Origin of the sequence: Arthrobacter pascens, assembly GCF_030816475.1 — a bacterium.
Lineage (GTDB): Bacteria > Actinomycetota > Actinomycetes > Actinomycetales > Micrococcaceae > Arthrobacter > Arthrobacter pascens_B.
In genome coordinates this window covers 279,153-304,357 of record NZ_JAUSXF010000001.1, presented here as the reverse complement: position 1 = coordinate 304,357, position 25,205 = coordinate 279,153, and the positions used below count along the sequence as shown (strand labels likewise).

General features: G+C 65.0%; 23 protein-coding genes. 12 read left to right on the top strand and 11 right to left on the bottom strand.

The annotated features are described in order from the left end of the window. Position 1 precedes the first annotated feature (1 nt). Positions 2-1,564 carry a bifunctional 3-(3-hydroxy-phenyl)propionate/3-hydroxycinnamic acid hydroxylase MhpA gene (gene mhpA / locus QFZ40_RS01375; RefSeq protein ID WP_306902423.1) on the bottom strand — a complete coding sequence of 521 codons (1,563 nt, stop codon included), beginning with the start codon at positions 1,562-1,564 and terminating at the stop codon, positions 2-4. Positions 1,565-1,680: 116 nt separating this feature from the next. Between mhpA and QFZ40_RS01370 the strand changes: the two genes are divergently transcribed. The 3 genes from QFZ40_RS01370 to QFZ40_RS01360 are packed head-to-tail and all read left to right on the top strand — an operon-like array spanning position 1,681 to position 4,719. Beyond that, positions 1,681-2,688 (top strand): amidohydrolase family protein, encoded by a 1,008-nt coding sequence (locus QFZ40_RS01370; RefSeq protein ID WP_306902422.1) that lies wholly within the window; start codon positions 1,681-1,683, stop codon positions 2,686-2,688. Continuing rightward, positions 2,685-3,809 (top strand): maleylacetate reductase, encoded by a 1,125-nt coding sequence (locus QFZ40_RS01365; protein WP_306902421.1) that lies wholly within the window; start codon positions 2,685-2,687, stop codon positions 3,807-3,809. Before QFZ40_RS01370 ends, QFZ40_RS01365 begins: the two co-directional genes overlap by 4 nt. After that, positions 3,802-4,719 (top strand): dioxygenase family protein, encoded by a 918-nt coding sequence (locus QFZ40_RS01360; RefSeq protein WP_306902420.1) that lies wholly within the window; start codon positions 3,802-3,804, stop codon positions 4,717-4,719. Before QFZ40_RS01365 ends, QFZ40_RS01360 begins: the two co-directional genes overlap by 8 nt. A 1-nt stretch (position 4,720) precedes the next feature. Here the strand turns inward: QFZ40_RS01360 and QFZ40_RS01355 are convergent, their stop codons facing one another. Further along, on the bottom strand, positions 4,721-5,596 hold the full coding sequence (locus QFZ40_RS01355) for a sigma-70 family RNA polymerase sigma factor (RefSeq protein ID WP_306902419.1): 876 nt from the start codon (positions 5,594-5,596) through the stop codon (positions 4,721-4,723). A 79-nt stretch (positions 5,597-5,675) separates the two neighbouring features. Here QFZ40_RS01355 and QFZ40_RS01350 point away from each other — a divergent pair, with 79 nt between their 5' ends. Next, a complete protein-coding gene (locus QFZ40_RS01350) occupies positions 5,676-6,479 on the top strand; it encodes an SDR family oxidoreductase (protein WP_306902418.1) in 804 nt (267 codons plus the stop codon). A gap of 20 nt (positions 6,480-6,499) precedes the next feature. On the opposite strand, the gene dtd is transcribed toward QFZ40_RS01350, so the two are convergent. After that, positions 6,500-6,952 (bottom strand): D-aminoacyl-tRNA deacylase, encoded by a 453-nt coding sequence (gene dtd / locus QFZ40_RS01345; protein ID WP_306902417.1) that lies wholly within the window; start codon positions 6,950-6,952, stop codon positions 6,500-6,502. A gap of 50 nt (positions 6,953-7,002) precedes the next feature. Further along, a complete protein-coding gene (locus QFZ40_RS01340; protein ID WP_306902416.1) occupies positions 7,003-7,680 on the bottom strand; it encodes an isochorismatase family protein in 678 nt (225 codons plus the stop codon). A gap of 95 nt (positions 7,681-7,775) precedes the next feature. On the opposite strand from QFZ40_RS01340, the gene QFZ40_RS01335 reads away from it, so the two are divergent. From QFZ40_RS01335 to QFZ40_RS01310, 6 genes are all read left to right on the top strand, one after another. Further along, positions 7,776-8,741, top strand: coding sequence for a GlxA family transcriptional regulator (locus QFZ40_RS01335; protein WP_306902415.1), 966 nt, complete (start codon positions 7,776-7,778; stop codon positions 8,739-8,741). 142 nt (positions 8,742-8,883) lie between these two features. Further along, a complete protein-coding gene (katG, locus tag QFZ40_RS01330; protein ID WP_306902414.1) occupies positions 8,884-11,178 on the top strand; it encodes a catalase/peroxidase HPI in 2,295 nt (764 codons plus the stop codon). A 148-nt stretch (positions 11,179-11,326) separates the two neighbouring features. Beyond that, the gene (locus tag QFZ40_RS01325; RefSeq protein WP_306902413.1) at positions 11,327-11,617 is read left to right on the top strand and encodes a VOC family protein; all 291 of its coding nucleotides are present in this window, start codon (positions 11,327-11,329) and stop codon (positions 11,615-11,617) included. Positions 11,618-12,089: 472 nt separating this feature from the next. Then, complete coding sequence (adhP, locus tag QFZ40_RS01320) at positions 12,090-13,100, top strand: alcohol dehydrogenase AdhP (protein ID WP_306906786.1); 1,011 nt, start codon at positions 12,090-12,092, stop codon at positions 13,098-13,100. Between the two features lie 146 nt (positions 13,101-13,246). Further along, positions 13,247-15,214 (top strand): acetate--CoA ligase, encoded by a 1,968-nt coding sequence (gene acs / locus QFZ40_RS01315; protein ID WP_306902412.1) that lies wholly within the window; start codon positions 13,247-13,249, stop codon positions 15,212-15,214. Positions 15,215-15,362: 148 nt separating this feature from the next. Further along, a complete protein-coding gene (locus QFZ40_RS01310) occupies positions 15,363-15,521 on the top strand; it encodes a hypothetical protein (protein WP_306902411.1) in 159 nt (52 codons plus the stop codon). 25 nt (positions 15,522-15,546) lie between these two features. Here the strand turns inward: QFZ40_RS01310 and QFZ40_RS01305 are convergent, their stop codons facing one another. The 5 genes from QFZ40_RS01305 to QFZ40_RS01285 form a co-directional block, all read right to left on the bottom strand. Beyond that, positions 15,547-16,134 (bottom strand): adenylate kinase, encoded by a 588-nt coding sequence (locus tag QFZ40_RS01305; RefSeq protein WP_306906785.1) that lies wholly within the window; start codon positions 16,132-16,134, stop codon positions 15,547-15,549. Positions 16,135-16,288: 154 nt separating this feature from the next. Then, positions 16,289-17,812 (bottom strand): acetaldehyde dehydrogenase ExaC, encoded by a 1,524-nt coding sequence (gene exaC, locus QFZ40_RS01300; protein WP_306902410.1) that lies wholly within the window; start codon positions 17,810-17,812, stop codon positions 16,289-16,291. Between the two features lie 109 nt (positions 17,813-17,921). Continuing rightward, positions 17,922-18,842, bottom strand: coding sequence for a 2-hydroxyacid dehydrogenase (locus QFZ40_RS01295; RefSeq protein ID WP_306902409.1), 921 nt, complete (start codon positions 18,840-18,842; stop codon positions 17,922-17,924). Positions 18,843-18,893: 51 nt separating this feature from the next. After that, the gene (locus QFZ40_RS01290; RefSeq protein WP_306902408.1) at positions 18,894-19,925 is read right to left on the bottom strand and encodes a hypothetical protein; all 1,032 of its coding nucleotides are present in this window, start codon (positions 19,923-19,925) and stop codon (positions 18,894-18,896) included. Positions 19,926-20,003: 78 nt separating this feature from the next. Next, on the bottom strand, positions 20,004-20,972 hold the full coding sequence (locus QFZ40_RS01285) for an alpha/beta hydrolase (protein ID WP_306902407.1): 969 nt from the start codon (positions 20,970-20,972) through the stop codon (positions 20,004-20,006). A gap of 308 nt (positions 20,973-21,280) precedes the next feature. Between QFZ40_RS01285 and QFZ40_RS01280 the strand changes: the two genes are divergently transcribed. Beyond that, positions 21,281-22,210: an aldo/keto reductase gene (locus tag QFZ40_RS01280; protein WP_306902406.1), complete on the top strand. Its 930-nt coding sequence runs from the start codon at positions 21,281-21,283 to the stop codon at positions 22,208-22,210. A 200-nt stretch (positions 22,211-22,410) separates the two neighbouring features. After that, positions 22,411-23,199 carry an alpha/beta fold hydrolase gene (locus QFZ40_RS01275; RefSeq protein WP_306902405.1) on the top strand — a complete coding sequence of 263 codons (789 nt, stop codon included), beginning with the start codon at positions 22,411-22,413 and terminating at the stop codon, positions 23,197-23,199. Here QFZ40_RS01275 and QFZ40_RS01270 read toward each other — a convergent pair. Continuing rightward, positions 23,194-24,384: a Gfo/Idh/MocA family protein gene (locus QFZ40_RS01270; RefSeq protein ID WP_306902404.1), complete on the bottom strand. Its 1,191-nt coding sequence runs from the start codon at positions 24,382-24,384 to the stop codon at positions 23,194-23,196. The genes QFZ40_RS01275 and QFZ40_RS01270 overlap by 6 nt on opposite strands. Then, positions 24,381-25,175 (bottom strand): ThuA domain-containing protein, encoded by a 795-nt coding sequence (locus QFZ40_RS01265; protein ID WP_306902403.1) that lies wholly within the window; start codon positions 25,173-25,175, stop codon positions 24,381-24,383. Before QFZ40_RS01265 ends, QFZ40_RS01270 begins: the two co-directional genes overlap by 4 nt. Positions 25,176-25,205: the final 30 nt, after the last annotated feature.

The following is a 25,205-nucleotide window of genomic DNA, read 5'->3' as shown; positions in this document are numbered from 1 at the left end:
CTTACACTCCTACTGATGTGGCCGGGCTGCTCGCCGTTGAGCAGGCTTTTTGGTAGTCGAGGACGAGGGATTCGTACTCGTTGTCTGTGCTTGCAGCTCCGTACACGTAAAAATCAGGGCGGACCAGGACGGCGGAGCAGTTGTTGGTCCGGAACCAGGCCAGGTAGCTGCCGTTGACGTCCGTAAAGGATCCGATGACTTCACCGGTGTCAGGGTGGAGGACGACGACGTCTCCCGGGATTTCGGTCTCCGTTCCGGCGGCGGCCCCCGACCACCGGCCGTACCAGCGGGCATCGCAGAGAACCCTGAATCCGTAGCCAAAGACCTCATCAAACCGGCCCGAACCGGCCTGGGTGAGGACCTGGTCCTGGATGAAGAGCCGGCCGTTGGCCGGATGGTCCGTGGCGGCGATGAGTCCCGGACCAAGTCCCGGAAATTTCAGTTTCTCCGGCTTCATGTTGTTCCGGCGGTTTTCCAGGTACTGGAGGTCACGCTGCCGGGCCTTCTCAGGATCACGCATGGTCTGGACCTTGCCGAGCTCGATACCCTTGTGGACAACCGCCGCAACATGGGGCTCCCGCTCGGTCTGGTAGCTGTCAAGGACAGTCTCCTCGGCCCTGCCGGTGAGTACAAGGTCCAGCTTGAAGGCCAGGTTCTGGGCGTCACGGATGCCTGAACACATCCCCTGTCCGAGGAACGGCGGCATCTGGTGGGCGGCATCGCCGGCCAGCAGGATCCTGCCGTGCCGCCATGACCCGGCGATCAGGGACCGGAAGGTGTAGGTGGCCACGCGGATGAGCTCGGCCTGTTCCGGAGAAAGGTAGTCGGCGACGCGCGCCCAGACCCGCTCCGGGTCGCGCTCCACCAGGAAGGCCTCTTCGGAGTCCAGCATGAAGCTGAAGCGGTGGTGTGAGGGGCCCAGCGAAATGATGGACTGCGGCTGGCGGGGATCGCAGACCTGGCGGGCGTGGGGCAGGTCCACTTTTCCCGTGAGCCGGAAGTCGCACACCAGCCACGGTTCGGAAAAGCCGAAGTCTTCCAGTTCAGAACCCAACCAGCCGCGCGTGAACCCGTTTCCGCCGTCGCAGGCCACCACATAGGAGGCTGCCGCCAGAACGCCACCCGGACCCCGCACCTCCACGCCGTCGGCCGTTTCTTCATAGCCCTCCACCGGGGAGTTGAACCGCACCGTGACGTTCGGCAACGACCGGCACAGCCGGTCAAGGGCATCCTCGAGCTCGGGCTGGTACATCATGTACCACTCGGACCAGCCCGACGCCCCCTGGACGGCGAATTCGTGCTCGATGAGCAGTTCGCCGGCGGCATTGCGCCACTCATAGTTGCGCTGCGCGTTGATCTTGGGAAGCAGTTCATCGGCGATGCCCAGCCGGGCGAACGTGCGCATGGTCTCGTCGTCGAAAATCGCGGCGCGGGGCAGGTTGTAGAGCCCTGCGTATCTTTCCAGCACCACGACCTTGTGTCCGGCCTGGCCAAGCAGCGCTGCCGTGGCCATGCCTACCGGGCCGTACCCCACAACGGCAACATCAAATTTTTCCATCGTCATCCTCTGGTTCCTTGGGTCCGACCACGCCTGTGATCCTTGACACACTCACAGATTAGGATTCATTATTAGTGAAGTCAATGCATATAAGTGAATTGATTCGGCCAAAGGAGATCGTTTTGAAGAAGATTGCCCTCGAAGAACACTTCGTCACCCCGGACCTCGTGGGGTATGGAACAAGCACCAGCTCCATTGCCCAGCCGCAGGCCTGGGCCGATGCCTCCCGGCGCCTTCTCGACTTCACCGAGGAGCGCCTTCCGGAGATGGATCTGCACGGAATCGACATGGAAGTCCTTTCGCTGAACTCCCCCGGCATCCAGGCGGAGACGGATCCGGCAACAGCCGTGGCAAAGACCGAGACGGTAAATGACTTCCTCGCGGGAGTCATGGCGGAGCACCCCTCCCGCTTCTCCGGCTTTGCGGCGCTTCCCCTGCAGGACCCGCAGGCGGCGGCCAACGAGCTGGAGCGTGCGGTCACCCAGCTCGGGATGAAAGGCGCCCTGGTCAACGCCCACACCAACGGCATGTACCTGGACGATCCGAAACTCCGCGTCGTGTGGGAGATGGCCGAAGGCCTGGACGTGCCGCTGTACCTGCACCCTGCGAACGGCGTCGACACGGCCCATGTGCTGAGCGGACACCCCGAGCTGGTCGGGCCCATGTGGAGCTGGGGCATCGATACCTCCACCCACGCCCTGCGGCTGATTTTCGGCGGGGTCTTTGATGATTTCCCCAACGCCAAGCTGCTGCTGGGACATATGGGTGAAGGCCTGCCGTATGTCCTCTGGCGGCTGGATTCACGGTGGGATTTCCACAACCATCACGGCATCGAGCTCGCCAAGGGCAAGCCCTCCCAATACCTGCGGGACAACCTCTACATCACCACCAGCGGCGTATGCTCGCCGGCGCCGCTGCTGTGCGCCATCCTCGCTGTAGGCGCCGAACACATCCTGTTCGGAACGGACTACCCGTTCGAGACCATCGAAGAGGCCGCGAAGTTCCTCGACAATGCTCCGATCAGCGAATCGGACCGGGAAAAGATCAGCTTCCGGAACGCCGAGAAGCTCCTGCGGCTCGATGGCGACTCGAACGCTCTCCCGGAACTGGTATCGGCCAGCACGAAATGACACTGAATTTTGAGCATGTCACCCTGGGACAGCGCGTCCGGTTCGGCACCGGGAAAGCCGCCGAAAACCTCAGCGCGGAGGTTGAGCGCCTCGGCGCCAGGCGGATCATGCTGATCGCCAGCGAGTCGGACGCGCCGATGGCCGCAGCGGTCAGCTCCGGCGTCGACGTCGTACTTCACTACCATGACGTGGCACCGCACGTGCCGATCGAGAAGGCAGAGAAGGCCCGTGCGGCGGCGATAGAGCACGACGCCGACCTGCTGGTGTGCGTGGGCGGCGGCTCGACGACGGGCCTGGCCAAGGCGGTGGCGATGACCACAGCGCTGCCGATCATCGCCGTGCCAACCACGTATGCAGGGTCCGAAGCCACCAACGTCTGGGGCCTGACGGAAGCCTCCCGGAAGGCAACCGGCGTGGACGATGCGGTACTTCCCGTCACGGTGATTTACGACGCCGAGCTGGCCCTTTCGCTGCCGGCCCACCTGTCCGTGGCCTCGGGGCTGAACGCCCTGGCGCACTGCATCGATTCCATGTGGGCTCCGCGGGCCGATCCGATCAACCAAGCACTGGCATCCGAGGGCATCCGCGCACTCGCGGCAGGCCTCCCGCTGATCAAAGACAACCCCGCGGACCTCGCCGGCCGGGAGCAGGCCCTCTACGGCGCCTACCTGTCCGCCGTGGCGTTCGCCTCGGCCGGCTCCGGAATGCACCACAAGATCTGCCACGTCCTGGGCGGCGCGTACAACCTGCCCCACGCCCAGACCCACGCCGTCGTCCTGCCCTACGTCCTGGCATTCAACGCGCCCTTCGCCCCGCACGCGGAGCGACGGATCGCCGCGGCCTTCGGTTCCGACGACGCCGTCACTGGACTCAGCGATCTCCGCTCCGCTTTGGCTGCTCCAACTTCGCTGAAGGAACACGGCCTGAACGAAGCGGACATCCCCGAGGCTGTGGAGCTGATCCTGCCTGCCATCCCGGCGTCAAACCCCCGCCGGGTCACGGCCGAAAACCTGGACGAACTCCTCCGTGCTGCCTACGCGGGAAGCACGCTGCCTGGATCAACCGAGACTGCAACGACCGGGACTGCAACGACCCGAGACAAGGAAACCAGCCATGCCTGAAGAAACCGACACCGCGCTGAAGGTCCCGGCCGTCCCTGCCGGGCAGGCCGCCGTCGAACAATCCCTGGTGGACACCGTCGTCGCGTCCTTCGACCAGACAGAGGACCCGCGGCTCAAGCAACTGATGCAGTCCCTAACCCGGCATCTGCACAACTTCATCCGCGAAGTCCGCCTCACGGAAGAGGAATGGAACGCTGGCATCGCCTTCCTCACCGCCGCCGGCCACATCACCGACGACAGCCGGCAGGAATTCATTCTGCTCTCCGACGTTCTGGGGGCGTCCATGCAGACCATCGCCGTCAATAACCAGGCCCACGGGAACGCCACCGAGGCCACGGTTTTCGGTCCGTTCTTTGTCAGTGACGCCCCCGAGATTCCCCTTGGTGGAGACATTGCCGGAGGCGCGGCGGGCCAGCCCTGCTGGGTTGAAGGCACAGTCACGGACACCGGAGGTCACCCCGTCCCCGGTGCCCGGATTGAAGTCTGGGAAGCGGACGAAGACGGGTTCTACGACGTCCAGTATGCGGATGACAGAATCGCCGGGCGCGCCCACCTCTTCGCTGATGAGGAGGGCAAATACGCCTTCTGGGGCCTCACCCCCACGCCGTATCCCATTCCCCATGACGGGCCGGTGGGCAAGATGCTCGAAGCCACCGGACGCTCGCCCGTCCGTGCTTCCCATCTGCACTTCATGGTCACGGCCGAAGGCCTGCGGACTCTCGTGACGCACATCTTCGTGGAAGGCGATCCGCAGATCGACGTCGGCGACAGCGTTTTCGGGGTCAAGGAGTCTCTGATCAAACGGTTCGAACCGCAGGCACCCGGGACGCCGACACCTGACGGCAGGAATCTGTCCGGCGGCTGGGCCCGCACCCGCTTTGACATTGTGCTGGCGCCTGCCGGAGCCTGAGCTATTTCAGTCGGAGGACCCCGCCTATATTCAGACCGTCAAGGCGGCGGGCGTCGGCGAGGACGTCCAGCCGGGTAATCCTGCCGTCGACGAAGGTGAACGCCATGATTGACACCACCCGCCCGTTCACCACGGCGGCAACGCCGGGACGCCCGTCGATCAGGATGGGCGTCGAGTGCGCCGCCAATCGTGCCGACAAGACGGCCCGTTCCGTAATGGCCCGGGCGCCTTCGATGACTTGGCTGTCCGCGCCGTAATCGGCCCGCAGCACGGCGCCGTCGTCGAGCAGGCCGAGCAGCGCCGCGAAATTGCCCTGCTGGGCCGCATTGAGCCACGCTCCGACCAATTCGCGTGCACGTCCCGGCTGCGGCCGGAGGGTGTCAGGTGCGCTCTGGAGGCGGCGGCGGGCGCGGGAGGCCAATTTGCGGGCTGCGTCCACCGATCGGTCCAGTGCCTCGGCAACCTCCTCGAACGGGCGCCCGAAGACATCATGCAGGACGAACGCCACGCGCTCGGCCGGGCTGAGGGTTTCGAGCACGACGAAGAGAGCTACGCCCACCTGGTCGCTGCGCTCGGCTTCAGCCGCGGGGTCACCCGTCAGCGCGACGGGCTCATCCCGCCACGGCTCGACATGCCAGGAATGCTCACGCGCCCGACGCGGCGCCCGCAGCAGGTCCAGGCTCACCCGGGAGACCACTGTCGTCAGCCAGGCATCAAGGTTTTCGATCCCGTCAGCATCGACGCGCTCCAGGCGCAGCCACGTCTCCTGCACCACGTCCTCGGCGTCGGCGCCCGATGAGAGCAGCTTGTTGGCGATCGCCAGCAGGCGTGGCCGGGCATTCTCGAAGCGCCGGGCGAGAATTTTCTGATCAGTCATGTCACATCCCCATCGCGTCAATCGTCATCATACTGACGAGGCGCAGGGCCTCGATGTGACATCGAAAGGGAGCCCAACCATGGATACACCCGTCCTCGTAACCGGAGGTACTGGCACGATAGGCAGCCGGGTCGTCCCGATTCTCCATGCCTCGGGGGTCAACGTCCGGATCCTCAGTCGTCATCCGCACCCGGCCGAGCCCGGCATCGAAAATGTCGAAGGCGACATGGTGACCGGCAAGGGCCTCCACCCTGCGCTGAAAGGCGTGGGCACTGTGCTGCACCTCGCCGGTGGCGCCAAAGGGGACGATGTCGCCGCGCGCAATTTGGCCCAGGTAGCGAAGTCGGCCGGGATCGGTCATCTCATCCTCATCAGTGTGGTCGGGGCGGACAAGATGCCCATCGGGTATTTTCGCGCCAAGGCGGCAGCGGAACGGGCCATCGCGGATGCTGGCGTTCCCTGGACAGTGCTGCGCGCCGCACAACTGCACAATTTCGTTCTCCCGGTCGTGAAGGGTCTCGCCCGCATGCCAATCATCCCGGCCCCGGGTGGTCTGCGCTTCGAGCCGGTGCACGTTGACGAGGTCGCCGCCCGCCTTGCCGAGCTTGTCCTCGGAGAACCAGCCGGCCGTGTTGCCGATATCGCTGGACCGGAGGTGCTCAGCATCCCCGAACTGCTCGCCGCCTACTGGGACTCCTTCGGCCACCGTCGGCCGAAGCTGCCCATCCGCCTGCCCGGCGCATCCGGGCGGGCCTATCGCGCTGGCGAGAATCTCGCCGGACCCGGGGCTCGACGCGGGGAGCGCAGCTGGGCAGAGTTCCTGGCCGAGCAAAGTGCCGGCATGCGAACAGGGTCCGCATCTGCGGGGAACCACCGCGCATAACGGCGCCTGACGAGTCCCTTTCAGCCGCGACGGGGAGCCGAAAAATCTGCGGTATCGAGGTTTATGGTGAACGGTCCGTCATTGACCAGGGACAGCTGCATCATGGCTCCGAACCGCCCGGTGGAAACCTCCGCCCCGAGGCCGCGCAGGGAGGCAACCAAGTGGTCGACCAGGGGTTCGCTGACGTCCGCCGGCGCCGCATCAGACCACGAGGGGCGCCGCCCCCGCCTGGTGTCGGCATACAGCGTGAACTGGCTGACCACCAGCAGGGGGCCGTCCTGATCGGCGCACGACCTCTCGCCGTCAAGGATCCGCAGGGTCCAGATCTTGGCAGCCAGCGCAGCCGCGTCATCCACAGTGTCTGTGTGGGTGACGCCCGCCAGGACGACAAGTCCCCGGCGGTCGATGGACCCTATAGTTTCGCCGTCGACAGTGACCTCTGCTCGGGTGACCCGCTGAAGGATGGCTCGCACAGGTCAACCCTAATGGACTGCGGGTCAACCTAGCGGAGCCCGGCGGCCGGTTATGCGCGGGTCAGGGCTGCTGCCCCGGCTATCGCGGAGCTGGCGAGATCGCTTCTTTTCAGGGACTGCTGAGCGTGCAGCGCATCGGCCCACTCATCAGTGGTGCTGACAGCTGCCCAGTTTGAGTTCAGCAGGGTGAGGAGGGTGGTGTGCACTGTTTTTGCGTCGGCGAAACCTGCGTCGTTGGCGAGGTTGACAGCCCCGGTGGCATCGGAGAGAACCTCCGTGGTGAAGCCGAGGGATTCGGCTTCGACAGCGGAGGCTAGGACGCAGTTGTTGGTCATGTAACCGACGAGCGTGACGGTGTCGACGCCTTGCTGCCGCAGCCACCCGGTGAGGTCAGTGTCCGCATAGACGGAGCCGTACTGCTTCACCAGGCCCTTCCATGCATCGGTTCTGCGGCCTTCGATTTCGGGGTGAAGTTCGAATTCGGGGGTGCCGGGTGCAAAGACCGGAGCCCCTTCACCTGCGCTGTGTTGTACGACCACGATGGGGATGCCAGCGGCCGTCGCTGCGTCGACAGCCCGCACAATCGTCGGAAGGGACTCCTGGTGCGGCGGGTACTGGATCTCGAAAGGTCCATTGAAGTACTGCTGCTGCACGTCGATGAGGATAAGGGCGCGGCGAGGGGTGCTCATGGTCTTGTTCTCCCGAATGTTGGTTCGCTGGCTGCCCATTGGCAACCATTCCATCCTTTCCGCCAGACACAACCATCACCAGTGGCATGAAGACCCTTATACGATGGTTTTGGGCCAAAGTTGAGAGGAACCGAATGCGCATCGCGATCTATGCCTTTGACGGGGTGACGATGTTCCACCTCGCCGTTCCGCAGGTGGTTTTCGACGAGGTCACGCGTCAGGGACTTGCGGAATGGAAGACTGTTCTCTTTTCCGACCAGGCGGGGCAGGTCCGGACAGCAGAGGGTTATCAGCTGGGTGAGGTCCAAGGCCCTGCTGCGGCGGAGCAGGCGGACGTCCTGGTAGTGCCCTCATGGTTCGACGACGGCCGGGCTCCGAACGAGTCCCTGCGGGGAACCATTCAGGAAGCACACCGGCGGGGTGTGACAGTCCTGGGGCTTTGTCTTGGCGCTATCCCCGTGGCCGATGCCGGCCTGCTTTCCGGGCGCCTGGCAGTCACGCACTGGCAAGCCTTCGACTCCTTCACCGTCCGCCACCCTGACGTTTTCCTCGATCAAACCGTGCTGTATATCGATCACGGTGACGTGCTGACGTCGGCTGGCACGGCATCGGGACTGGATGCATGCCTGCATCTCGTGCGCGGCCGTCTCGGCGCGGATGCGGCGAACCGGGTAGCACGCGGCCTTGTCATCGCCCCGCACCGGGAGGGCGGACAGGCGCAGTACATTGAACACCCGGTTCCGCCGCGCTCCTCGGACGACCCGATCGCGCGATTGCTCGAATGGGCGTTGGGCCGCCTGGCCGAGCCCCTCAGTATCGATCGTCTCGCCGATCAGGCGCACATGAGCCGGCGGACCTTCGTCCGTGCCTTCCGCGCAGCGACGGGGACAACGCCGTCCGCCTGGATACGCACTCGACGGCTCGACGCTGCCCGCCGGCTGCTTGAAAGCACAGACCTGTCCGTTGATCAGGTAGCAGCCGACTGCGGCTTCGGCAGCGCTGTCACCCTGCGACAAAACTTCGCCACAAGCTTTTCCACCACCCCAACCGAATACAGACGCCGCTTCGACGCCCGAGCCGCACGTCCGACGTCGTACTGACGGCATCCGCCCGGCCGGCGTCGTCCCGCCGAAGTCAGCGCTCCAACCCTCCCACTGAGCGTCCGCTCATGGTCAAATGGGAAGGCTAGACCGGCTGCCCGAGTCCGACTACGGCCTCGGCCATATGGAAGGAAGCAAGCACATGACCGATCACCAGGACCATGCCCCGGTCCCCACGTCGGGAAGCGCCCAAGGCCAGGAACGCAAGGCCGACGGCGGGAGCCCGGTCGACCCTGACAGCGTGACCTCACACGGCAGCGAGAGTGAGAATCCGGCGATCGACTCGCCGCAGCCCAAGGCGCACCGGCCACGGACGGTCGCCGACTGGTGGCCCAACCAACTGGACCTCTCCGTCCTCCACGCCCACCACCCGGCGGGCAACCCGCTTGGCCCCAACTTCAGCTACCGCGAGGAGTTCCAGAAGCTCGACGTCGAGGCCCTCAAGCAGGACATCATCCAGGTCCTCACCACCTCCCAGGACTGGTGGCCCGCGGACTTCGGCCACTACGGCGGCCTGATGATCCGGATGAGCTGGCACGCTGCCGGCACCTACCGCGTCCACGACGGCCGCGGCGGCGCCGGGGACGGCAGCCAGCGGTTCGCGCCGCTCAACAGCTGGCCCGACAACGCCAACCTCGACAAGGCCCGCCGGCTGCTGTGGCCCGTGAAGCAGAAGTACGGCCAAAAGCTTTCCTGGGCCGACCTGCTGGTCCTCGCGGGCAACGTCGCCCTCGAGTCGATGGGGTTCAAGACGTTCGGCTTCGCCTTCGGCCGTGAGGACGTCTGGGAGCCCGAGGAGGTTTTCTGGGGCCCCGAGGACACCTGGCTCGGCGACGAACGCTATGTCGGCGAAGGCAAGATGGCGGAAGGAGTGGGCGCCACCGAGATGGGGCTGATCTACGTCAACCCCGAGGGGCCGATGGGCAACCCGGACCCGCTTAAGGCTGCGGCGTTCATCCGCGAGACGTTCAAACGCATGGCGATGAACGATGAGGAGACCGTCGCGCTGATCGCCGGTGGCCACACTTTCGGCAAGACCCACGGCGCCGGTGACGCCGACGCGCACGTCGGTCCCGAGCCGGAGGCCGGCAACATCGAGGCCCAGGGCCTGGGCTGGCTCAGCACGTACGGAAGCGGCAAGGGGCCGGACACCATTACCTCCGGCCTTGAGGTCACCTGGACCGACCGGCCCACCCAGTGGAGCAACCGCTTCTTCGAGATCCTGTTCGAGCACGAGTGGGAGCTCGTCAAGAGTCCCGCCGGCGCCCACCAATGGGTGGCCAAGGACGCACCGGAGATCATCCCGGACGCGCACAACCCGGAGAAGAAGCACCGGCCCACGATGCTCACCACCGACCTTTCGCTGCGCCTCGACCCCACGTACGGGGAGATCTCGCGGCGCTTCCTGGAAAATCCGGACGAGTTTGCGCTGGCGTTCGCCAAGGCCTGGTACAAACTGCTGCACCGCGACATGGGCCCCGTCGGACCCCTCCTGCTGGGACCGTGGGTACCCGCGCCGCAGCTCTGGCAGGATCCCATCCCCGACGTCGACCACGAGCTCATCGACGAGCAGGCCATTGCCTCGCTCAAGGCCCAGCTCCTGGACTCGGGCCTGTCCGTCGCGCAGCTCGCTGGCACGGCGTGGGCCGCGGCGTCCACCTTCCGCAAGACCGACAAGCGCGGCGGCGCCAATGGGGCACGGATCCGGCTGGAGCCGCAGCGCGGCTGGCAGGTCAACGAGCCTGAGCAGCTGGCAGCTGCGCTGCAGGCGATCGAGGCGGTGCAGCAGCAGTTCAACTCCGGCCAGGACGGCGGCAAGAAGGTCTCGCTGGCGGACCTGATCGTCCTCGGCGGCTGCGCGGCGGTGGAGAAGGCCGCGAGTGACGCCGGCTTCCCCGTCACCGTGCCGTTCCGGCCCGGCCGCGCCGACGCCTCGCAGGACCAGACCGACGTCGAGTCGTTCCAGTACCTGCAGCCGCGGGCGGACGGGTTCCGGAATTATGTGCGCCCCGGCGAGAAGCTCCAGCCGGAGACTCTCCTGCTGGACAAGGCGTACCTGCTGGACCTCTCCGCGCCGGAGATGACAGCGCTTGTAGGTGGCATGCGTGCCCTCGGCACCAATGTGGGCGGTTCCACCCATGGAGTCCTCACCGATAGGCCCCAGGTCCTGACGAACGACTTCTTCGTCAATCTGCTCTCCCCGGGCACCCGGTGGAAGGCGTCGGAGGACGACGACGGCGTCTACGAGATCAGCGACCTCACCACCGGTGAGCTGAAGTGGACGGCCACTTCGGTGGACCTGGTCTTCGGCTCCAACTCCCAGCTCCGGGCGCTGGCCGAGGTCTACGCGAGCGAGGACGGTAAGGAGAAGTTCGTCAACGACTTCGTGGCCGCGTGGGCGAAGGTCATGGAACTTGACCGCTTCGACCTGAACTGACGGTCTGAACTGACCAAGGCGTCCGTGCCGGCTGCGGTGGGGCCGGCACGGAGCAGCCTTGACTACTTTGCGTACTGCCCTACATCGGCCGGCGCCGCACGTCCAGGCTCAAGGCGCGCTGTGGGGACGGGGCTCAGGTAGCGGGACAATGGGGTCATGTCTGGTCGGAGACGATGGGCCAGCCCTCCTCATCCAGCGAGCCGACAGCCCTATCGAACAGGGGGCGATCCACCTGGATCTCCGCCCGGAAGATCAGTCAGCCTGCGTGGAGCATGCGCTCCAGCTCGGCGCCGAGCATACGGACATCGGACAGGACGGCGACGAAGGGTGGATTGTCATGGCAGATCCCGGCGGCAACCTCTTTTGCATTCTTCAGTCCGAGCCTGACTACCAGGCCTCCCTAATGAACGCACCCGTGACCCGGACGGCGATTGATTGAGTGGCCCGGTTGTCGTTCCGCAAGGGCGAGCAGGTCTGGTTGCGCAACATACACGGTGGTGCACTGGTCCGAGTTCGCCCGCGGCGGCCACTTCGCACCGGTGGACACGTAGGCTCCGAGGCCGCGGAGTGAGGCAAACAGATGGTCCACCAAGGGCTCGCCGATGTTCACGTCGGCCCGGGTGACCCGCTGAAGGATGGCTCGGACGAACCAACCCTAATGGAGTCCGGGCACTTTTCCGACGGCGGGACCTCCCGCCGTCGGGCCCTGGCTGCTCTAACTGACGTGAGCTGACTCACAGGGCTGCAACCTCGTCGCAACCGTCCCGCCCCTACTGTGAAGACAACGGACGTCGCCCTTGTCACCACAAGTGACGCGATGATCGCGCCTGCGTGCCGTGCCGTTCCAGCTTCACGCCAGGGCACCAGTTGCCGCTGGCACCAACGACGAAGGATTATCGACAATGACGACGATGCGAGCAGCTGTAGTAACTGAGTTCGGTAGGGATTTGCAGATCCTGAGCGTTCCTGTCCCGGTTCCGGGGCGGGGGGAGGCGCTGGTGAAGGTGCTGACTACCGGTGTGTGCCACACGGATCTGCACGCGGCGGAGGGTGACTGGCCGGTTAAGCCGTCGCCGCCGTTCATTCCGGGCCATGAGGGTGTGGGTGAGGTGGTGGCCCTGGGTGAGGGCGTTACTGACCTTGCCGTGGGCGATCTGGTGGGCAATGCGTGGCTTTGGTCCGCGTGCGGGGATTGCCAGTACTGCCGGACCGGGTGGGAGACGTTGTGCGAGGCGCAGCAGAACGCCGGGTACAGCGTGGATGGCTCCTTCGGGGAGTACATGCTGGTGAACACGCGTTTCGCGGCCCGCATTCCGGCAGGCTCTGATCCGGTGGAAATTGCCCCGGTGCTGTGTGCCGGGGTGACGGTTTATAAGGGCCTGAAGATGACCGAGACCAGGCCGGGGCAGTGGGTCACCATTTCCGGGATCGGCGGGCTGGGCCACATCGCGGTCCAGTACGCGGTGGCTATGGGCCTGCGGGTCGCGGCGGTGGACATCGCCGATGACAAGCTGGCCCTGGCGAAGGCGCACGGCGCCGAACTGACAGTGAACGCCCTGAACGAGGATCCCGTCGAAGTCATCCAGCGCGTCACCGGAGGTTGCCATGGAGTCCTGGTCACTGCAGTGCACCCGTCAGCGTTTGGCCAGGCAATCGGCATGGCCCGCCGCGGCGGCACGATTGTCTTCAACGGCCTGCCGCCGGGTGACTTTCCGGCGCCGATATTCGAGATTGTGCTCAAGGGCCTGACCGTCCGCGGCTCTATCGTGGGAACCCGGCAGGATCTGGAAGAAGCCCTGGAGTTCTACGCCGAGGGCAAGATCCACCCCACCGTGTCCACCCGGGAACTCTCCGAGGTCAACGCCGTCCTTGACGAAATGAAGCACGCCAAGATCGACGGCCGCGTCGTCATCAAGTACTGATCCATCCCAACTCACCACGTAAGTAGCAGTAGGTGTCGTTTTGGAGGCCCAAAACGACACCTACTGCTACTCAGTTGGGCGCACGGCGTATTCCCACTGCCCGTTTCCCAACACGGAACATTTTGTAGAAAGCACGAGGTTTACCCATGTCCAACGTCCAAACTGCAGTCAAAAAGGTGTTTCCGCCGTCGGAGGAGTTTGCCGCGAACGCGGTGGTCACCGCAGCCGAGTACGTGGAGGCTGACGCGGACCGGCCGGCTTTTTGGGCCAGGCAGGCGCGGGAGCTGCTGACCTGGAGCAAGGACTTCACGCAGGCGCTGGATTGGTCCAAGCCGCCGTTCGCGAAGTGGTTCGTCGGCGGTGAGCTGAATGCCGCCTACAACGCGCTGGACCGGCACGTGGAAAACGGGCTCGGGGACCGGGTTGCCATCTACTTCGAGGGCGAACCCGGAGACACCCGCACCTACACCTACAGCCAGCTCACCGAAGAAGTTAAGAAAGCTGCGAACGCTTTCGAGTCCCTCGGCGTGGCCAAGGGCGACCGGGTCGCGGTATACCTGCCGATGATCCCGGAGGCCGTCATCACCCTGCTGGCCTGCGCCCGGATCGGCGCGGTGCATTCGGTGGTGTTCGGCGGCTTCTCCGCGGACGCCCTGCGGTCCCGCATCGAGGACGCCGAAGCCAAACTCGTGGTCACCGCCGACGGCACCTACCGCCGCGGCAAGCCCAGCCCGCTCAAGAGCGCCGTCGATGAGGCCTTGTCGAAGGACGGGCACACCGTGCAGAACGTGGTGGTAGTCAAGCGCAACGGAGCGGACGTGGACTGGCACGGGGGCCGGGACCACTGGTGGGCAGACACCGTGGACCAGGCCTCCACGCACCACAACGCCGTCGGCCATGACTCCGATCACCCGCTCTACATCCTCTACACCTCCGGCACCACCGGCAAACCCAAAGGCATTCTGCACACCACCGGCGGCTACCTCACCCAGACCGCCTACACCCACAAGGCAGTCTTCGACCTGCACCCGGACACGGACGTGTACTGGTGCACCGCTGACGTCGGCTGGGTCACCGGCCATTCATACGTTGCGTACGCCCCGCTCATCAACGGCGCCACCCAGGTCATGTACGAGGGAACCCCGGACTCCCCGCACCAGGGCCGCTGGTGGGAAATTGTCGAAAAATACAAGGTCTCCATCCTCTACACCGCCCCCACCGCGATCCGGACCTTCATGAAATGGGGCAAGGAAATCCCCGCCAAATACGATCTGTCCTCCATCCGGGTCCTTGGTTCAGTGGGCGAACCCATCAACCCCGAAGCCTGGATGTGGTACCGGGAAGTCATCGGCGGCAACGCCGGCAAGAACGGCGAACGCAAGGAGAACCCGGCCCCGATCGTGGACACCTGGTGGCAGACCGAAACAGGGGCGCAGATGATCGCCCCGCTCCCGGGAGTCACCGCCACCAAGCCCGGCTCCGCCCAGGTCCCGCTACCGGGCATCGCCGCTGACGTCGTGGACGAGAACGGCGCCTCCGTGCCGGACGGCCACGGCGGGTTCCTGGTGATCCGCGAGCCCTGGCCCGCCATGCTCCGCGGTATCTGGGGCGACCCGGAACGGTTCAAGGACACCTACTGGTCCCGCTTCGAAGGCATGTACTTCGCCGGGGACGGCGCCAAGAAAGACGAGGACGGAGATATCTGGCTCCTGGGCCGGGTGGATGACGTGATGAACATCTCCGGCCACCGGCTCTCCACCACCGAAATCGAATCCGCACTGGTGTCCCACCCCGCGGTGGCCGAGGCCGCCGTCGTCGGTGCCGCAGACCAAACCACAGGCCAGGCGGTGGTGGCGTTCGTGATCCTCCGCGGCGACGCCACCGACTCCGGCGACACGATCATCCAGGAACTCCGCAACCACGTAGGCAAGGAGATCGGCCCCATCGCCAAACCCAAAACCATCCTCGTCGTCCCCGAACTGCCCAAAACCCGCTCCGGCAAAATCATCCGCCGCCTCCTCAAAGACATCGCCGAAGGACGCGAAGTGGGAGACGCCACCACCCTCGCCGACAACACCGTCATGACCCAAATCACCAACTCCCTACGGAAATAGGGGCAGAGAGGCAGTCGCTCGCCTGTTCGCCATCCTCTTTCAAGTATTCGAGGGGCTCAGATTTGTCGGCTCGTTTACGTCCACCGATGGTGTGGAGATATTACATTTCCGCTGGCGCCTGGGCGACACGGAAGGCGAAGGAGTCGACATGATGGGATTTGATCAGCACGGACTGATTGAGGACTACAGGGTAATGGTCCGTCCGCTATCCGCCGTGGTGGCGCTCCGCGACGCGGCATTCTCCCAAACAATCGAGCCTGTCGAATACCTCAGAGGTATTCGGCAGGCTCGATTGGTGTTTCCGTAGTCACCTAATTACCAGTGTGAGGACTTTACCGTCCGCTGTTGACGGAGGCCCTCAGGGGGTTCTCGAGGCTGGTCATCACACGGTCAGTTACGTCGTGTACTGCGCCGATACCGTCCACCAGGGCAAGGATGCCTCGCTCGGCATACTTTGCCACTACCGCTTCGGTCTGCTCGTGGTACAGGTCCAGCCGGTGGCGGATCACGGCCTCGTTGTCGTCGCTCCGGCCGGTTACCTTAGACCGGCTCAACAGCCGGGTGACCAGTTCCTGGTCGTCGGCGGTCAGCTGCAGGACGACGTCGAGCTCCTGTTGGCCACCGGCGAGGATCCGGTCCAGGTAGTCCACCTGCGCGGTGGTACGGGGGTAGCCGTCAAGGAGGAAGCCGGCGTCGACGTCCTCCTCACTGAGGCGGTCACGCACCATTTCGTTCGTGACGCTGTCCGGGACGAAATCCCCGTTATCCATGTACGTCTTAGCCTCGACGCCAAGGGGTGTCTCACCTTTGACGTTGGCACGGAAGATATCGCCAGTGGAGATCGCGACAACGCCGAGGCGCTCCGAAATCCTCTCCGCCTGGGTTCCCTTGCCGGAACCGGGCGGGCCAATAATCAGCATTCTTGTCATTCATTTCTCCTTTCGAGATGTCATCGCCTGACAGGAGAGTACGACGGCGGGGAGCCCCGCCGTCGTACTCCGGCCTTTTGTGCTGCTACCGGTAGCGCTGGTGCAGCAGGCGGCCAGGTTCGGCGTGATCGTCGAGATTCGGGGCCTAGAAGAAGCCGAGCTTGTTTTCTGAATGGCTAACCAAGAGGTTCTTGGTCTGCTGGTAGTGGTCCAGCATCATGGAGTGGTTCTCCCTGCCGATGCCTGAGGACTTGTAGCCGCCGAACGCGGCGCCTGCCGGGTAGGCGTGGTAGTTGTTGACCCAGACGCGGCCGGCCTGGATCTCGCGGCCGGCGCGGTAAGCGACGTTGCCGTTGCGGGACCAGACGCCCGCGCCGAGGCCATAGAGGCTGTCGTTGGCGATGCTGATGGCGTCGTTGTAATCCGTGAAGCGTGCCACGGACACTACGGGGCCGAAGATTTCCTCCTGGAAGATCCGCATCTTGTTGTGGCCCTCGAAGATGGTGGGCTGGACGTAGAAGCCGCCGGCCAGGTCGCCCTCAAACTCCGTCTGTGCACCGCCGGCCAGGATTTTTGCACCCTCCGCCAATCCGATGTCGATGTAGGAGAGGATCTTTTCCATCTGGCCTATCGAAGCCTGGGCACCGATCTGCGTTGTGGTATCAAGCGGGTTGCCCTGGATGATCATCCCGGTCCGTGCGACTGCATCTGCCATGAACGAGTCATAGAAGGAATCCTGGACCAGGGCACGCGACGGGCTGCTGCACACTTCTCCCTGGTTGAAGGCATAGAGCGTGAAGCCCTCCAGCGCCTTGTCGTAGAAGGCGTCGTTCGACGCGGCCACATCCGCGAAGAAGATGTTCGGGCTCTTGCCGCCAAGTTCCAGGGTGACCGGGATCAGGTTCTGGCTCGCATACTGGCTGATCAGCCGTCCCGTTGAGGTTTCGCCGGTGAAGGCGATCTTGCGGATCCGGGGGCTCGAGGCCAGGGGCTTGCCCACCTCGGATCCGAAGCCGTTGACGATATTCAGCAGGCCCGCGGGCAGCAGGTCGGCGATGAGTTCGGCCAGGACCAGGATGGAGGCCGGCGTGTTGGAGGCCGGCTTGAGGACCACGGCGTTGCCCGCCGCCAGGGCAGGCGCCATCTTCCAGACGGCCATCAGGATGGGAAAGTTCCAGGGGATGATCTGGCCAACGACGCCGAGCGGCTCGTGGAAGTGGTAGGCCGTGGTGTCGTCGTCGAGCTGGGACAGCCGGCCTTCCTGGGCGCGGATGGCGCTGGCGAAGTAGCGGAAGTGGTCGGCTGCCAAGGGAATGTCGGCGTTGAGGGTTTCACGGATGGGCTTGCCGTTGTCCCACGTCTCCGCGACGGCCAGCAGCTCCAGGTTGGCATCAATGCGGTCGGCAATTTTGTTCAGCACCGCGGCACGCTCCGTGGCCGAAGCCTTGCCCCAGGCCGGCGCGGCCTTGTGGGCAGCATCCAGGGCGAGCTCGACGTCGGCAGCGGCACCTCGCGCCACTTCCGTGAATTGCTTGCCATTCACGGGCGAGACATTCTCGATGTACTGGCCTGTAGTAGGAGCGACCCATTCGCCGCCAATCCAGTTCTCGTAGCGGTCCTTGAACTGGACCTTGGATCCTTCTTGGCCGGGCTGCAGGTAAACAGTCATGGTTTAACTCCTCTAGGGAATGGACGTCTTCGTCCTGCCCATGCTAGGAGTTCGGAGGTTGCGACCAGGCTGCAAGGGGTTGCATGCCCTATGCACCGACCGCCGCCGGCTAGCCCCCCAGGACCACATTCACCGGCGGTTCACCGGCAAGCATGAGGTCGATCTGCCGTTGAAGCAGCCGGCCCATCCGCGGGCGCATCGCCGAGCTCGCGCCGCCCACGTGAGGGGTGATGATGACGCCCGGCGTGCGCCACAGCGGGTGGTCCCGGGGCAGCGGCTCGGGGTCCGTCACGTCCAGGGCGGCACGGATCCGTCCGGAGCCCGTGTGGCGTACAAGTGCTTCTGTGTCTGCCACCGGACCGCGGGCGACGTTGACCAGCAACCCGCCGTCGGGCATTGCGGAAAGGAAAGCGTCATCGATAAGGTGCCTGGTGGCGTCACTGAGGGGAACCCCGACAATGACGATGTCGTGGTCCGGCAGCAGCGCAGGCAGCTCCGCGATGCCATGTACGACGCCGTTCCCGTCCGTCCGGGATTGGCTGGCCACCCGCGTGACGGTGGTTTCGAAGGGGAGAAGCCGCTCTTCGATGGCCTTGCCCACGCCGCCGTAACCCACGATGAGCACCCGGCGGTCTGCCAGGCTCGCCGTCGGCTTCGTTTCCCACAGACCCTGTTGCTGGTTCTCCAGGAGGCGCGGAAACTCCCGCTGGCTCGCCAGCACCATGGCCAGCACCAGCTCGGCGGTTGACGTCTCGTGGACACCGGCAGCGTTGGCGAAGACCCTTCCGGCGGGGAGGACGTCCGCCACGCCGTCGTATCCGATCGATTGGCTCTGGACCAGCTCCGTCTCGACAGACTCAAGATTCCGCAGGATCTTCGTCCCGCCCATGTACGGGGGCACCACGATGTCGATTCGGCGCTGCGGTGCTCCGCCGGCCAGGTCCCACTCGAGCACGGTGACGTCCGGATGCGGTGCCAGGTACTCACGCAGCCCTGCATCCGGCAGGCTCACACTGATCTTCGGGGTCATGCGTGCCAGCTTAGTGGAGGAGCACAGACTCAGGAGCCCGGAAGCCGTCCCTCATGAGCCGAAGGTGGTGGTGGCAAGCCTGTACAGCGCGAGCACCAAGGACAACCGCACCCGTCCGGGCGCGGTGCGGAGGTCGAACCCGAGCGCCGCCGAGTAGTCTGCCGCCCGGCTCTGAACACTGGAATGGTGGAGGCCGACCTCCTCCGCGACGGCACGCAGGCTGCTGGTCGTCGCAATTGACTCGAGTAGGGCCAGGGCTTTCGGCTGTGATTCGAGAAGCCGTTTCAGGGCGGTCAGGTCAGGGATTTCGGGCGCGGAAGAATCGGCCAACTCGGCAAAGACGAGCAGGCCGCCCAGGTCATCGGCGAGCTGGCACGGACTCTGCGGAGTGGTCAGGCGCAGGGCGAAGAGGGCAGATGCCCATGACCGATCGAGCGCGCTTGGAACCATGGCCAGCCCCACGCCCGACCGGAGGCCGGGCTGGCCATCCGGCGGTTGGGAGTCAGAAAGCCGGCGGATGGCTGCCCGGACCGGCCCGACCCCCGTGTAGATCACCGAACTGGGTCCTGGCAGCACCGTAGAGGCCGGAACGGCGACAACCCGGTAGCTCGAATCCTTGTCCAGGTGAAGCATGGCCGCGGCATCCATCCGTCTGTCCAGGGGCACGGCGGCGTCAATGACGGCCGCGACCGCGCGGCTGGACGCCGCCGCCGGACTGGTGCGGTCGAAGGAGATGCCCAGCGCGATGGCCACCCGCTCAAGGATCATTTCATCATTGGCGAAAGCCTGGCCTTCACGCTCAATCCACACGCGCCCGTCGTCGCCGAAATCATGCCCCAGCCACGTATTGGGGGCGTCTGAATCCGGGGCGATGGAATCGGTTTTCGTTCCGGAGGCGTCGACCCGGACGGATCTGCCGTTGGCGACATACCCGGCGGGACAGCCACTCAGCACCGCCGCCCCGCTGAGCAGGACCTGGGCGCTGGCATGCGCGTCAACGAGCGCATCAAAGTACGCGATCACTTTGAGGCTTTCGGAGGCCTCGGGGTCGAGCGCCCTCAGGCGCCATACCAGTCCCTGCATTATCTGCCGCTCGTTGAATTAGCTCGTAGAGTTAGCCCCCGTTGCGAATAATACTCCGCCCGCTATCTCTGGGGATCGTCAGGCGCCAAGGATGCGGCGAACCCACTTCGTCCGAACGTCCCGGGCCTGGATGGACATTGCCGCCTGGGGCACAATCATGTCGAACCCATGGAATCCGCCTGGCCAGACATGCAGTTCGGCGACGCCTCCCACAGCCCAGATCGCGCTGGCATACGCCACCACCTCATCCCGGAACACCTCCGCCGTCGCGGCATCGATGAAGGCGGGCGGAAGGTTGGACAGATCGGTTGCCCGTGCCGGGGCAGCGTAAATCGACACCCCGGGAGTCTTTCGCCGGTCACCCAACAAGGCGTCCCACCCCGTGTCGTTGCTCGTCCGGTCCCATAGCCCGAAGCCGTCGATCTGGTAGCTGGAGACTGTCTCATTGCGGTCATCGAGCATGGGGCAGATCAGTACCTGGCCCGCCAGGGCGGGACCCCCCTTGTCCCTCGCCATGAGGGACACGCCTGCGGCGAGCCCTCCGCCGGCACTGGCGCCGGCGATAATAAGCCGCTCGGGGTCGAAGCCAAGCTCGTCGGCGTGCTCTGCCGTCCAGACCAGGCCCGCATAACAGTCCTCCACGGGTGCCGGGTCCGGGTTTTCCGGTGCGAGCCGGTATTCCACGGATACCGCCACGGCGTCCATGAGTTCGACCCATTCGATGAGCATGTCCGCCCCAAGGAAACGGTCGCCGATCACCATGCCGCCGCCGTGGGTGTGGTAAATCCCAGGGCCGCCGGGAACGTGATCGATCCTGCTGAAGATGGAAACAACCAGGTCCGGGTCGCCTTCAGGACCGGGTATTGTCCGCTCCACGTGCCGCACTGCGTGCCCTGCCAGCTGTTCCTCGATGGGCGAGGTCAGCGGCGCACCCCGCATCCCGGCAATCATGTCAGGCGTCAGCGTGGGGTTAAGCAGGTCTCCCAGCGCGGTAAGAGTTGCGCCGAGCTCAACGTCAAAGGGCGGGGCTTTGTGGATTGGCTTCATGGTGTCTCCTGGTGACGGGCCACCGCGTTGTGGCCTGGAATTCAGCCTAGGCATCCCGTTCCGCGATTCTAACCGCCAGAGCGACCCAAACGGGGCCGCCCCGACCGCCATCTGGCGGCTGCCGCATACGGCACCGAGCAGTCGACGTCGAACGTATTGGGTTTGTTGGATGGGCTATTCCTTGACTCCTCCCGTGGCCAGACCGGCCTCCGGACTCATTCCACGGCGGTCCGCAGGCAAGGCACGCGAGTACCAGCGCTAAGCAGCTCCAAGGTCCAGGAAACGGTCCCGACAGATAAGGTTCAAGCATGGAATACCGAACCCTTGGCCGGACCGGGCTGTCAGTTTCTCCCATCTGCGTAGGCACCAGCTCCCTCGGCAGCCCGCCTGCCCCGTACGGCACCGACACAGCCGTGGCCACCATCCTGCGGGCCATGGAAGGTCCCTTTAACTTCCTGGACACCTCCAACGAATATGGCAGCGGGGGCAACAGCGAGCGCCGGATCGGCCAGGCCCTGGCGCAGGCTGGCGGGCTGCCTGACGGGTTCGTCGTCGCCACCAAAGTGGATCCCGTCGTGGGAACCAGCGACTATTCCGGAGACCGCGTCCGCCGTTCCGTGGAGGAGAGCCTGGAACGGCTCGGCCTGGACCGCCTGCCGCTCGTGTACCTCCACGATCCTGAGAAGATCACCTTCGAGGAAGGCACCGCTGCCGGCGGCCCCCTCGAAGCGCTGATCGAGCTCAGGGACCAGGGCGTCATCGGTCACCTCGGGGTCGCCGGCGGCCCGATTGACCTGGAGCTCAAGTATCTGGCCACGGACGCCTTCGATGTCGTCATCAGCCACAACCGGTTCACCCTGGTGGACCAGACAGCCGAGCCCCTCATCTGTGACGCCATGGCGCGGGGTGTGGCCTTCGTCAACGCGGCGCCTTTCGGCGGCGGAATGCTGGTGAAGGGCCCTGACCTTGTCCCGTACTACTGCTACCGGCCGGCCAGTCCGGCAATCATTGAGCGGGTGCGGAAGATGCAGGAGATCTGCGAAGCCCATTCGCTGCCCCTGGCCGCCGCTGCGCTGCAGTTCTCCACCCGCGATCCGCGCGTCAGCTCCACCATTGTGGGCATGTCCGAACCCGATCGCGTGGACCAGACCGTCCGGTTGGCCGAATGGGAGATTCCCGACGACGTCTGGTCCCAGCTCCTGCCCCTCGCCGCGGCCGGAACCGGGGAACTGGGCTAAGCGCCGCGGATTCGGCCTGGGTGCTCACAGACGCCGCGACCGACGGCCCGTAACCCCATTCCACACGGGTGCGAGTTTTGTGGAGTGAGAAACTGACCTACACGTCTCCAGCCACCAGCAAGCCCGCGCGGGCTCGCGAAGCTCCCAGTCGTGCCCGGCCGGGTTTCGGGCGTGTCGGTGGTCGCTGATATACATGCAACATGAGTTACGCAACGGCCGAAGATGGATCGAAGATCTGGTACCAAGTTCGTGGAATGAAACGTGGTGCCACTCCGCTTTTGCTTATCCAGGGCCTGGCTCTTGACCATCATGGTTGGGATTCGGCGATCGACGACTTCGACGATCGCCCAGTCATCGTCTTCGACCACCGAGGCACTGGATTGAGCGACGATCACTTCCCCGAGAGGTGGTCGACAGCAGATTTCGCGCGAGACGCCGTGGCGGTGTTGGACGCCGCAGGAGTGCATCGTGCGATGGTGTATGGCCATTCGATGGGTGGGCGGACAGCTCAATGGTTGGGCGCGTCGCACACCCGGAGGGTGGCAGCCCTCGTCCTTGGGGCGACGGCCGTCGGCGACGTCACGCACATCAGCCGCCCACCGCACGCATCAGAGGCACTGAATTCTGGGAACGTTGGTGCTCTCACCTCACTGTTCTATCAAGAGGCATGGCTGTCGAATCACCCCGACGAGGCAAAGCGGGCCCTGCCGGCACCTTCCTCGCCTCGCGCGATGAGTAGCCATCTGTCCGCAGTAGCGCTTCACGACGGGCCGCAGCCCAGGGAAATCCCCCTCCCGACTCTGATCTTGCATGGCGCCGACGACGAACTCACGGTCGTCGGCAACGCCCATTTGCTCGCAGAACAGATCCCGAACAGCGATCTCCGGGTCTTTCAAGACGAGCGCCATGTGTACTGGATGACGTCCCCAACGCCACATTCGATCGTGCGACGATTCCTCGATGAGCAAGAAACCGGGGTTCAATCATGAAACCCGGCTGGGCATTGCCGGGGCAGGTGCCGTGCCGAGGGCCACGGCGGCTGAGAAGGCACCGTCGATGGACCACGAGTCGAGGACAGCCGCGACGTCCGGCCGCTTCTCCTCCCGGACCGCCTCGCGATAGGCACGCTCAAGCAGGGCGTCGATCCTGACGCGCTGACCCGTGGCGGCACTTTCGATCGCGGCTTCCACCATGGCCAGGCTGAGGATGTTCCCGTGTACCTGGCCCATGGGCGGTGTCCCCGTCCGCAGCGCTGAGACGAACTCGCGAAGGGACCCGTGGACCTCGGAACCCGGGTCCTTCACGACCGCGGCACCCGCCGGAGTAACAGCAGCGCCGTCCATGGCAGGCGAGACGGTCGCCGTCGGCGTGTTATCGCCATCCCACAGGACGGTCCCGTGTTCGCCGCCCAGGCGCCACGCCGCATTCCAGGAGGTTTCCTGCCCGGGGCTGCACCAGCTGCCGTTGAACACGAACCGCTCGCCGCCGGACATTTCGAAGGAGGCCACGGCAGCGGCGTCACCCCCGTACCAGCTCCAGGCAGGATTGTATTCCTCGCAGAAGACAGAGACGGGGTCCGCGTCAAGCAGGAACCTGGCCATATCGAACTGGTGGATGGCCATGTCCAACAGCAGCGGGTGGTCCATCTGGTCCCGGAATCCGCCGAAATGCGGTGCCTTGAAGAAATCCGCGGACAGGATCCCCAGCCGCCCCAGCCCGCCGGCAAGTGCCTTTGCCGCGAACAGGTCGCGGTTGTACCGGCGGGACTGACTGACCATGAACAGCTGGCCGGTGAGCTCGGCGGCAGCGACCAGGCTCAGGCCCTGAGCCACGGTGGAGGCCACCGGCTTTTCGCCAAGCACAGGAAGCCCGGCGAAGAGCGCTTCGGTGGACACCGGATGGTGGGCGGCCGGAACGGTGACGTTGATGACCGCCTGCGCGCCGACGTCGGACGCCAGTTGCGCTGTCCCCCTCCCCACCGGCAGGTCAGGTTTGCCGATCGAGGCGGCGCTGGCGCGCGCGGCCTCCAGGTCCAGATCCACAATGCCGCAGAGCTCCACGAGCGGCGAGGCCTGCACCGCCCCCAGCCACGTGTGGCCCATAGCCCCGGCGCCGACCAGCAGCACTTTCAGCGGCGCGCCGTCGTCGTCGATTGTCGCGAACGGCCGGCTCATGCGGTGGTTTCCTCATAGATCGCGGTGGCGCCCTGGTAGCCGGCGCCCTTGTAGAACTCATTGGTGTCGTACCGCAGCAGTTCCGGAAGCTCCCGACGCGGCCGGTCAGTAAGTGCCCACTGGACGGCGTTGGAGATGACCCGGCGGATGTCCTTGTGGTGGTACACCGGGTAGTCCTGGTCGCCGGGGCTGAAGTAGAAGATCTTGCCGTGGCCGCGGCGGAAGGTGCAGCCGGAGCGGAAGACCTCGCCGCCGCTGAACGAACTGATGAAGACCAGCTCCTCCGGGGTGGGGATGTCGAAGAATTCGCCGTACATTTCCTGCTCGTCGATGATGATGGGGTGCGGCACGCCCTTGGCGATGGGGTGCGTGGGGTCCACGGTCCACACCAGCTCCCGGTCCTGCTCGCTGCGCCAGCGCAGGGTGCAGGTGGTGCCCATGAGCTTGGTGAAGATCTTTGACCAGTGGCCTGAGTGGAGCACGATCAGCCCCATTCCCGAGAGCACATGGCGGTGCACGCGTTCCACGATCTCGTCATCGACGTCGGCGTGGGACATGTGCCCCCACCAGGTCAGGACGTCCGTGTTGGCCAGGACCTCTTCGGTCAGGCCGTGCTCCGGTTCCTCCAGGGTGGCAGTGCGGACATCGACGGCGGCACCCAGGTTTTCCTCGATGCCCTCCTTCACCGCGCCGTGAATGCCCTGGGGGTAGAGCTTTGCCACCTGCTCATGTTCCTGCTCATGCCGGTTCTCGTTCCAGACGGTGACCCGGATCGGGGCAGTGTCAGTCATTGCTTCTCCTATGATTCTGATTTGTTTTTG

Excerpts from the sequence above, each read along its gene's own strand:
- mhpA (WP_306902423.1), bottom strand. The coding sequence starts at position 1,564 with ATGACGATGGAAAAATTTGATGTTGCCGTTGTGGGGTACGGCCCGGTA.
- QFZ40_RS01365 (WP_306902421.1), top strand. The coding sequence starts at position 2,685 with ATGACACTGAATTTTGAGCATGTCACCCTGGGACAGCGCGTCCGGTTC.
- QFZ40_RS01360 (WP_306902420.1), top strand. The coding sequence starts at position 3,802 with ATGCCTGAAGAAACCGACACCGCGCTGAAGGTCCCGGCCGTCCCTGCC.
- QFZ40_RS01355 (WP_306902419.1), bottom strand. The coding sequence starts at position 5,596 with ATGACTGATCAGAAAATTCTCGCCCGGCGCTTCGAGAATGCCCGGCCA.
- QFZ40_RS01350 (WP_306902418.1), top strand. The coding sequence starts at position 5,676 with ATGGATACACCCGTCCTCGTAACCGGAGGTACTGGCACGATAGGCAGC.
- QFZ40_RS01340 (WP_306902416.1), bottom strand. The coding sequence starts at position 7,680 with ATGGGCAGCCAGCGAACCAACATTCGGGAGAACAAGACCATGAGCACC.
- QFZ40_RS01335 (WP_306902415.1), top strand. The coding sequence starts at position 7,776 with ATGCGCATCGCGATCTATGCCTTTGACGGGGTGACGATGTTCCACCTC.
- katG (WP_306902414.1), top strand. The coding sequence starts at position 8,884 with ATGACCGATCACCAGGACCATGCCCCGGTCCCCACGTCGGGAAGCGCC.
- QFZ40_RS01325 (WP_306902413.1), top strand. The coding sequence starts at position 11,327 with ATGGGGTCATGTCTGGTCGGAGACGATGGGCCAGCCCTCCTCATCCAG.
- adhP (WP_306906786.1), top strand. The coding sequence starts at position 12,090 with ATGCGAGCAGCTGTAGTAACTGAGTTCGGTAGGGATTTGCAGATCCTG.
- acs (WP_306902412.1), top strand. The coding sequence starts at position 13,247 with ATGTCCAACGTCCAAACTGCAGTCAAAAAGGTGTTTCCGCCGTCGGAG.
- QFZ40_RS01310 (WP_306902411.1), top strand. The coding sequence starts at position 15,363 with ATGATGGGATTTGATCAGCACGGACTGATTGAGGACTACAGGGTAATG.
- QFZ40_RS01305 (WP_306906785.1), bottom strand. The coding sequence starts at position 16,134 with ATGCTGATTATTGGCCCGCCCGGTTCCGGCAAGGGAACCCAGGCGGAG.
- exaC (WP_306902410.1), bottom strand. The coding sequence starts at position 17,812 with ATGACTGTTTACCTGCAGCCCGGCCAAGAAGGATCCAAGGTCCAGTTC.
- QFZ40_RS01295 (WP_306902409.1), bottom strand. The coding sequence starts at position 18,842 with ATGACCCCGAAGATCAGTGTGAGCCTGCCGGATGCAGGGCTGCGTGAG.
- QFZ40_RS01290 (WP_306902408.1), bottom strand. The coding sequence starts at position 19,925 with ATGCAGGGACTGGTATGGCGCCTGAGGGCGCTCGACCCCGAGGCCTCC.
- QFZ40_RS01285 (WP_306902407.1), bottom strand. The coding sequence starts at position 20,972 with ATGAAGCCAATCCACAAAGCCCCGCCCTTTGACGTTGAGCTCGGCGCA.
- QFZ40_RS01280 (WP_306902406.1), top strand. The coding sequence starts at position 21,281 with ATGGAATACCGAACCCTTGGCCGGACCGGGCTGTCAGTTTCTCCCATC.
- QFZ40_RS01275 (WP_306902405.1), top strand. The coding sequence starts at position 22,411 with ATGAGTTACGCAACGGCCGAAGATGGATCGAAGATCTGGTACCAAGTT.
- QFZ40_RS01270 (WP_306902404.1), bottom strand. The coding sequence starts at position 24,384 with ATGAGCCGGCCGTTCGCGACAATCGACGACGACGGCGCGCCGCTGAAA.
- QFZ40_RS01265 (WP_306902403.1), bottom strand. The coding sequence starts at position 25,175 with ATGACTGACACTGCCCCGATCCGGGTCACCGTCTGGAACGAGAACCGG.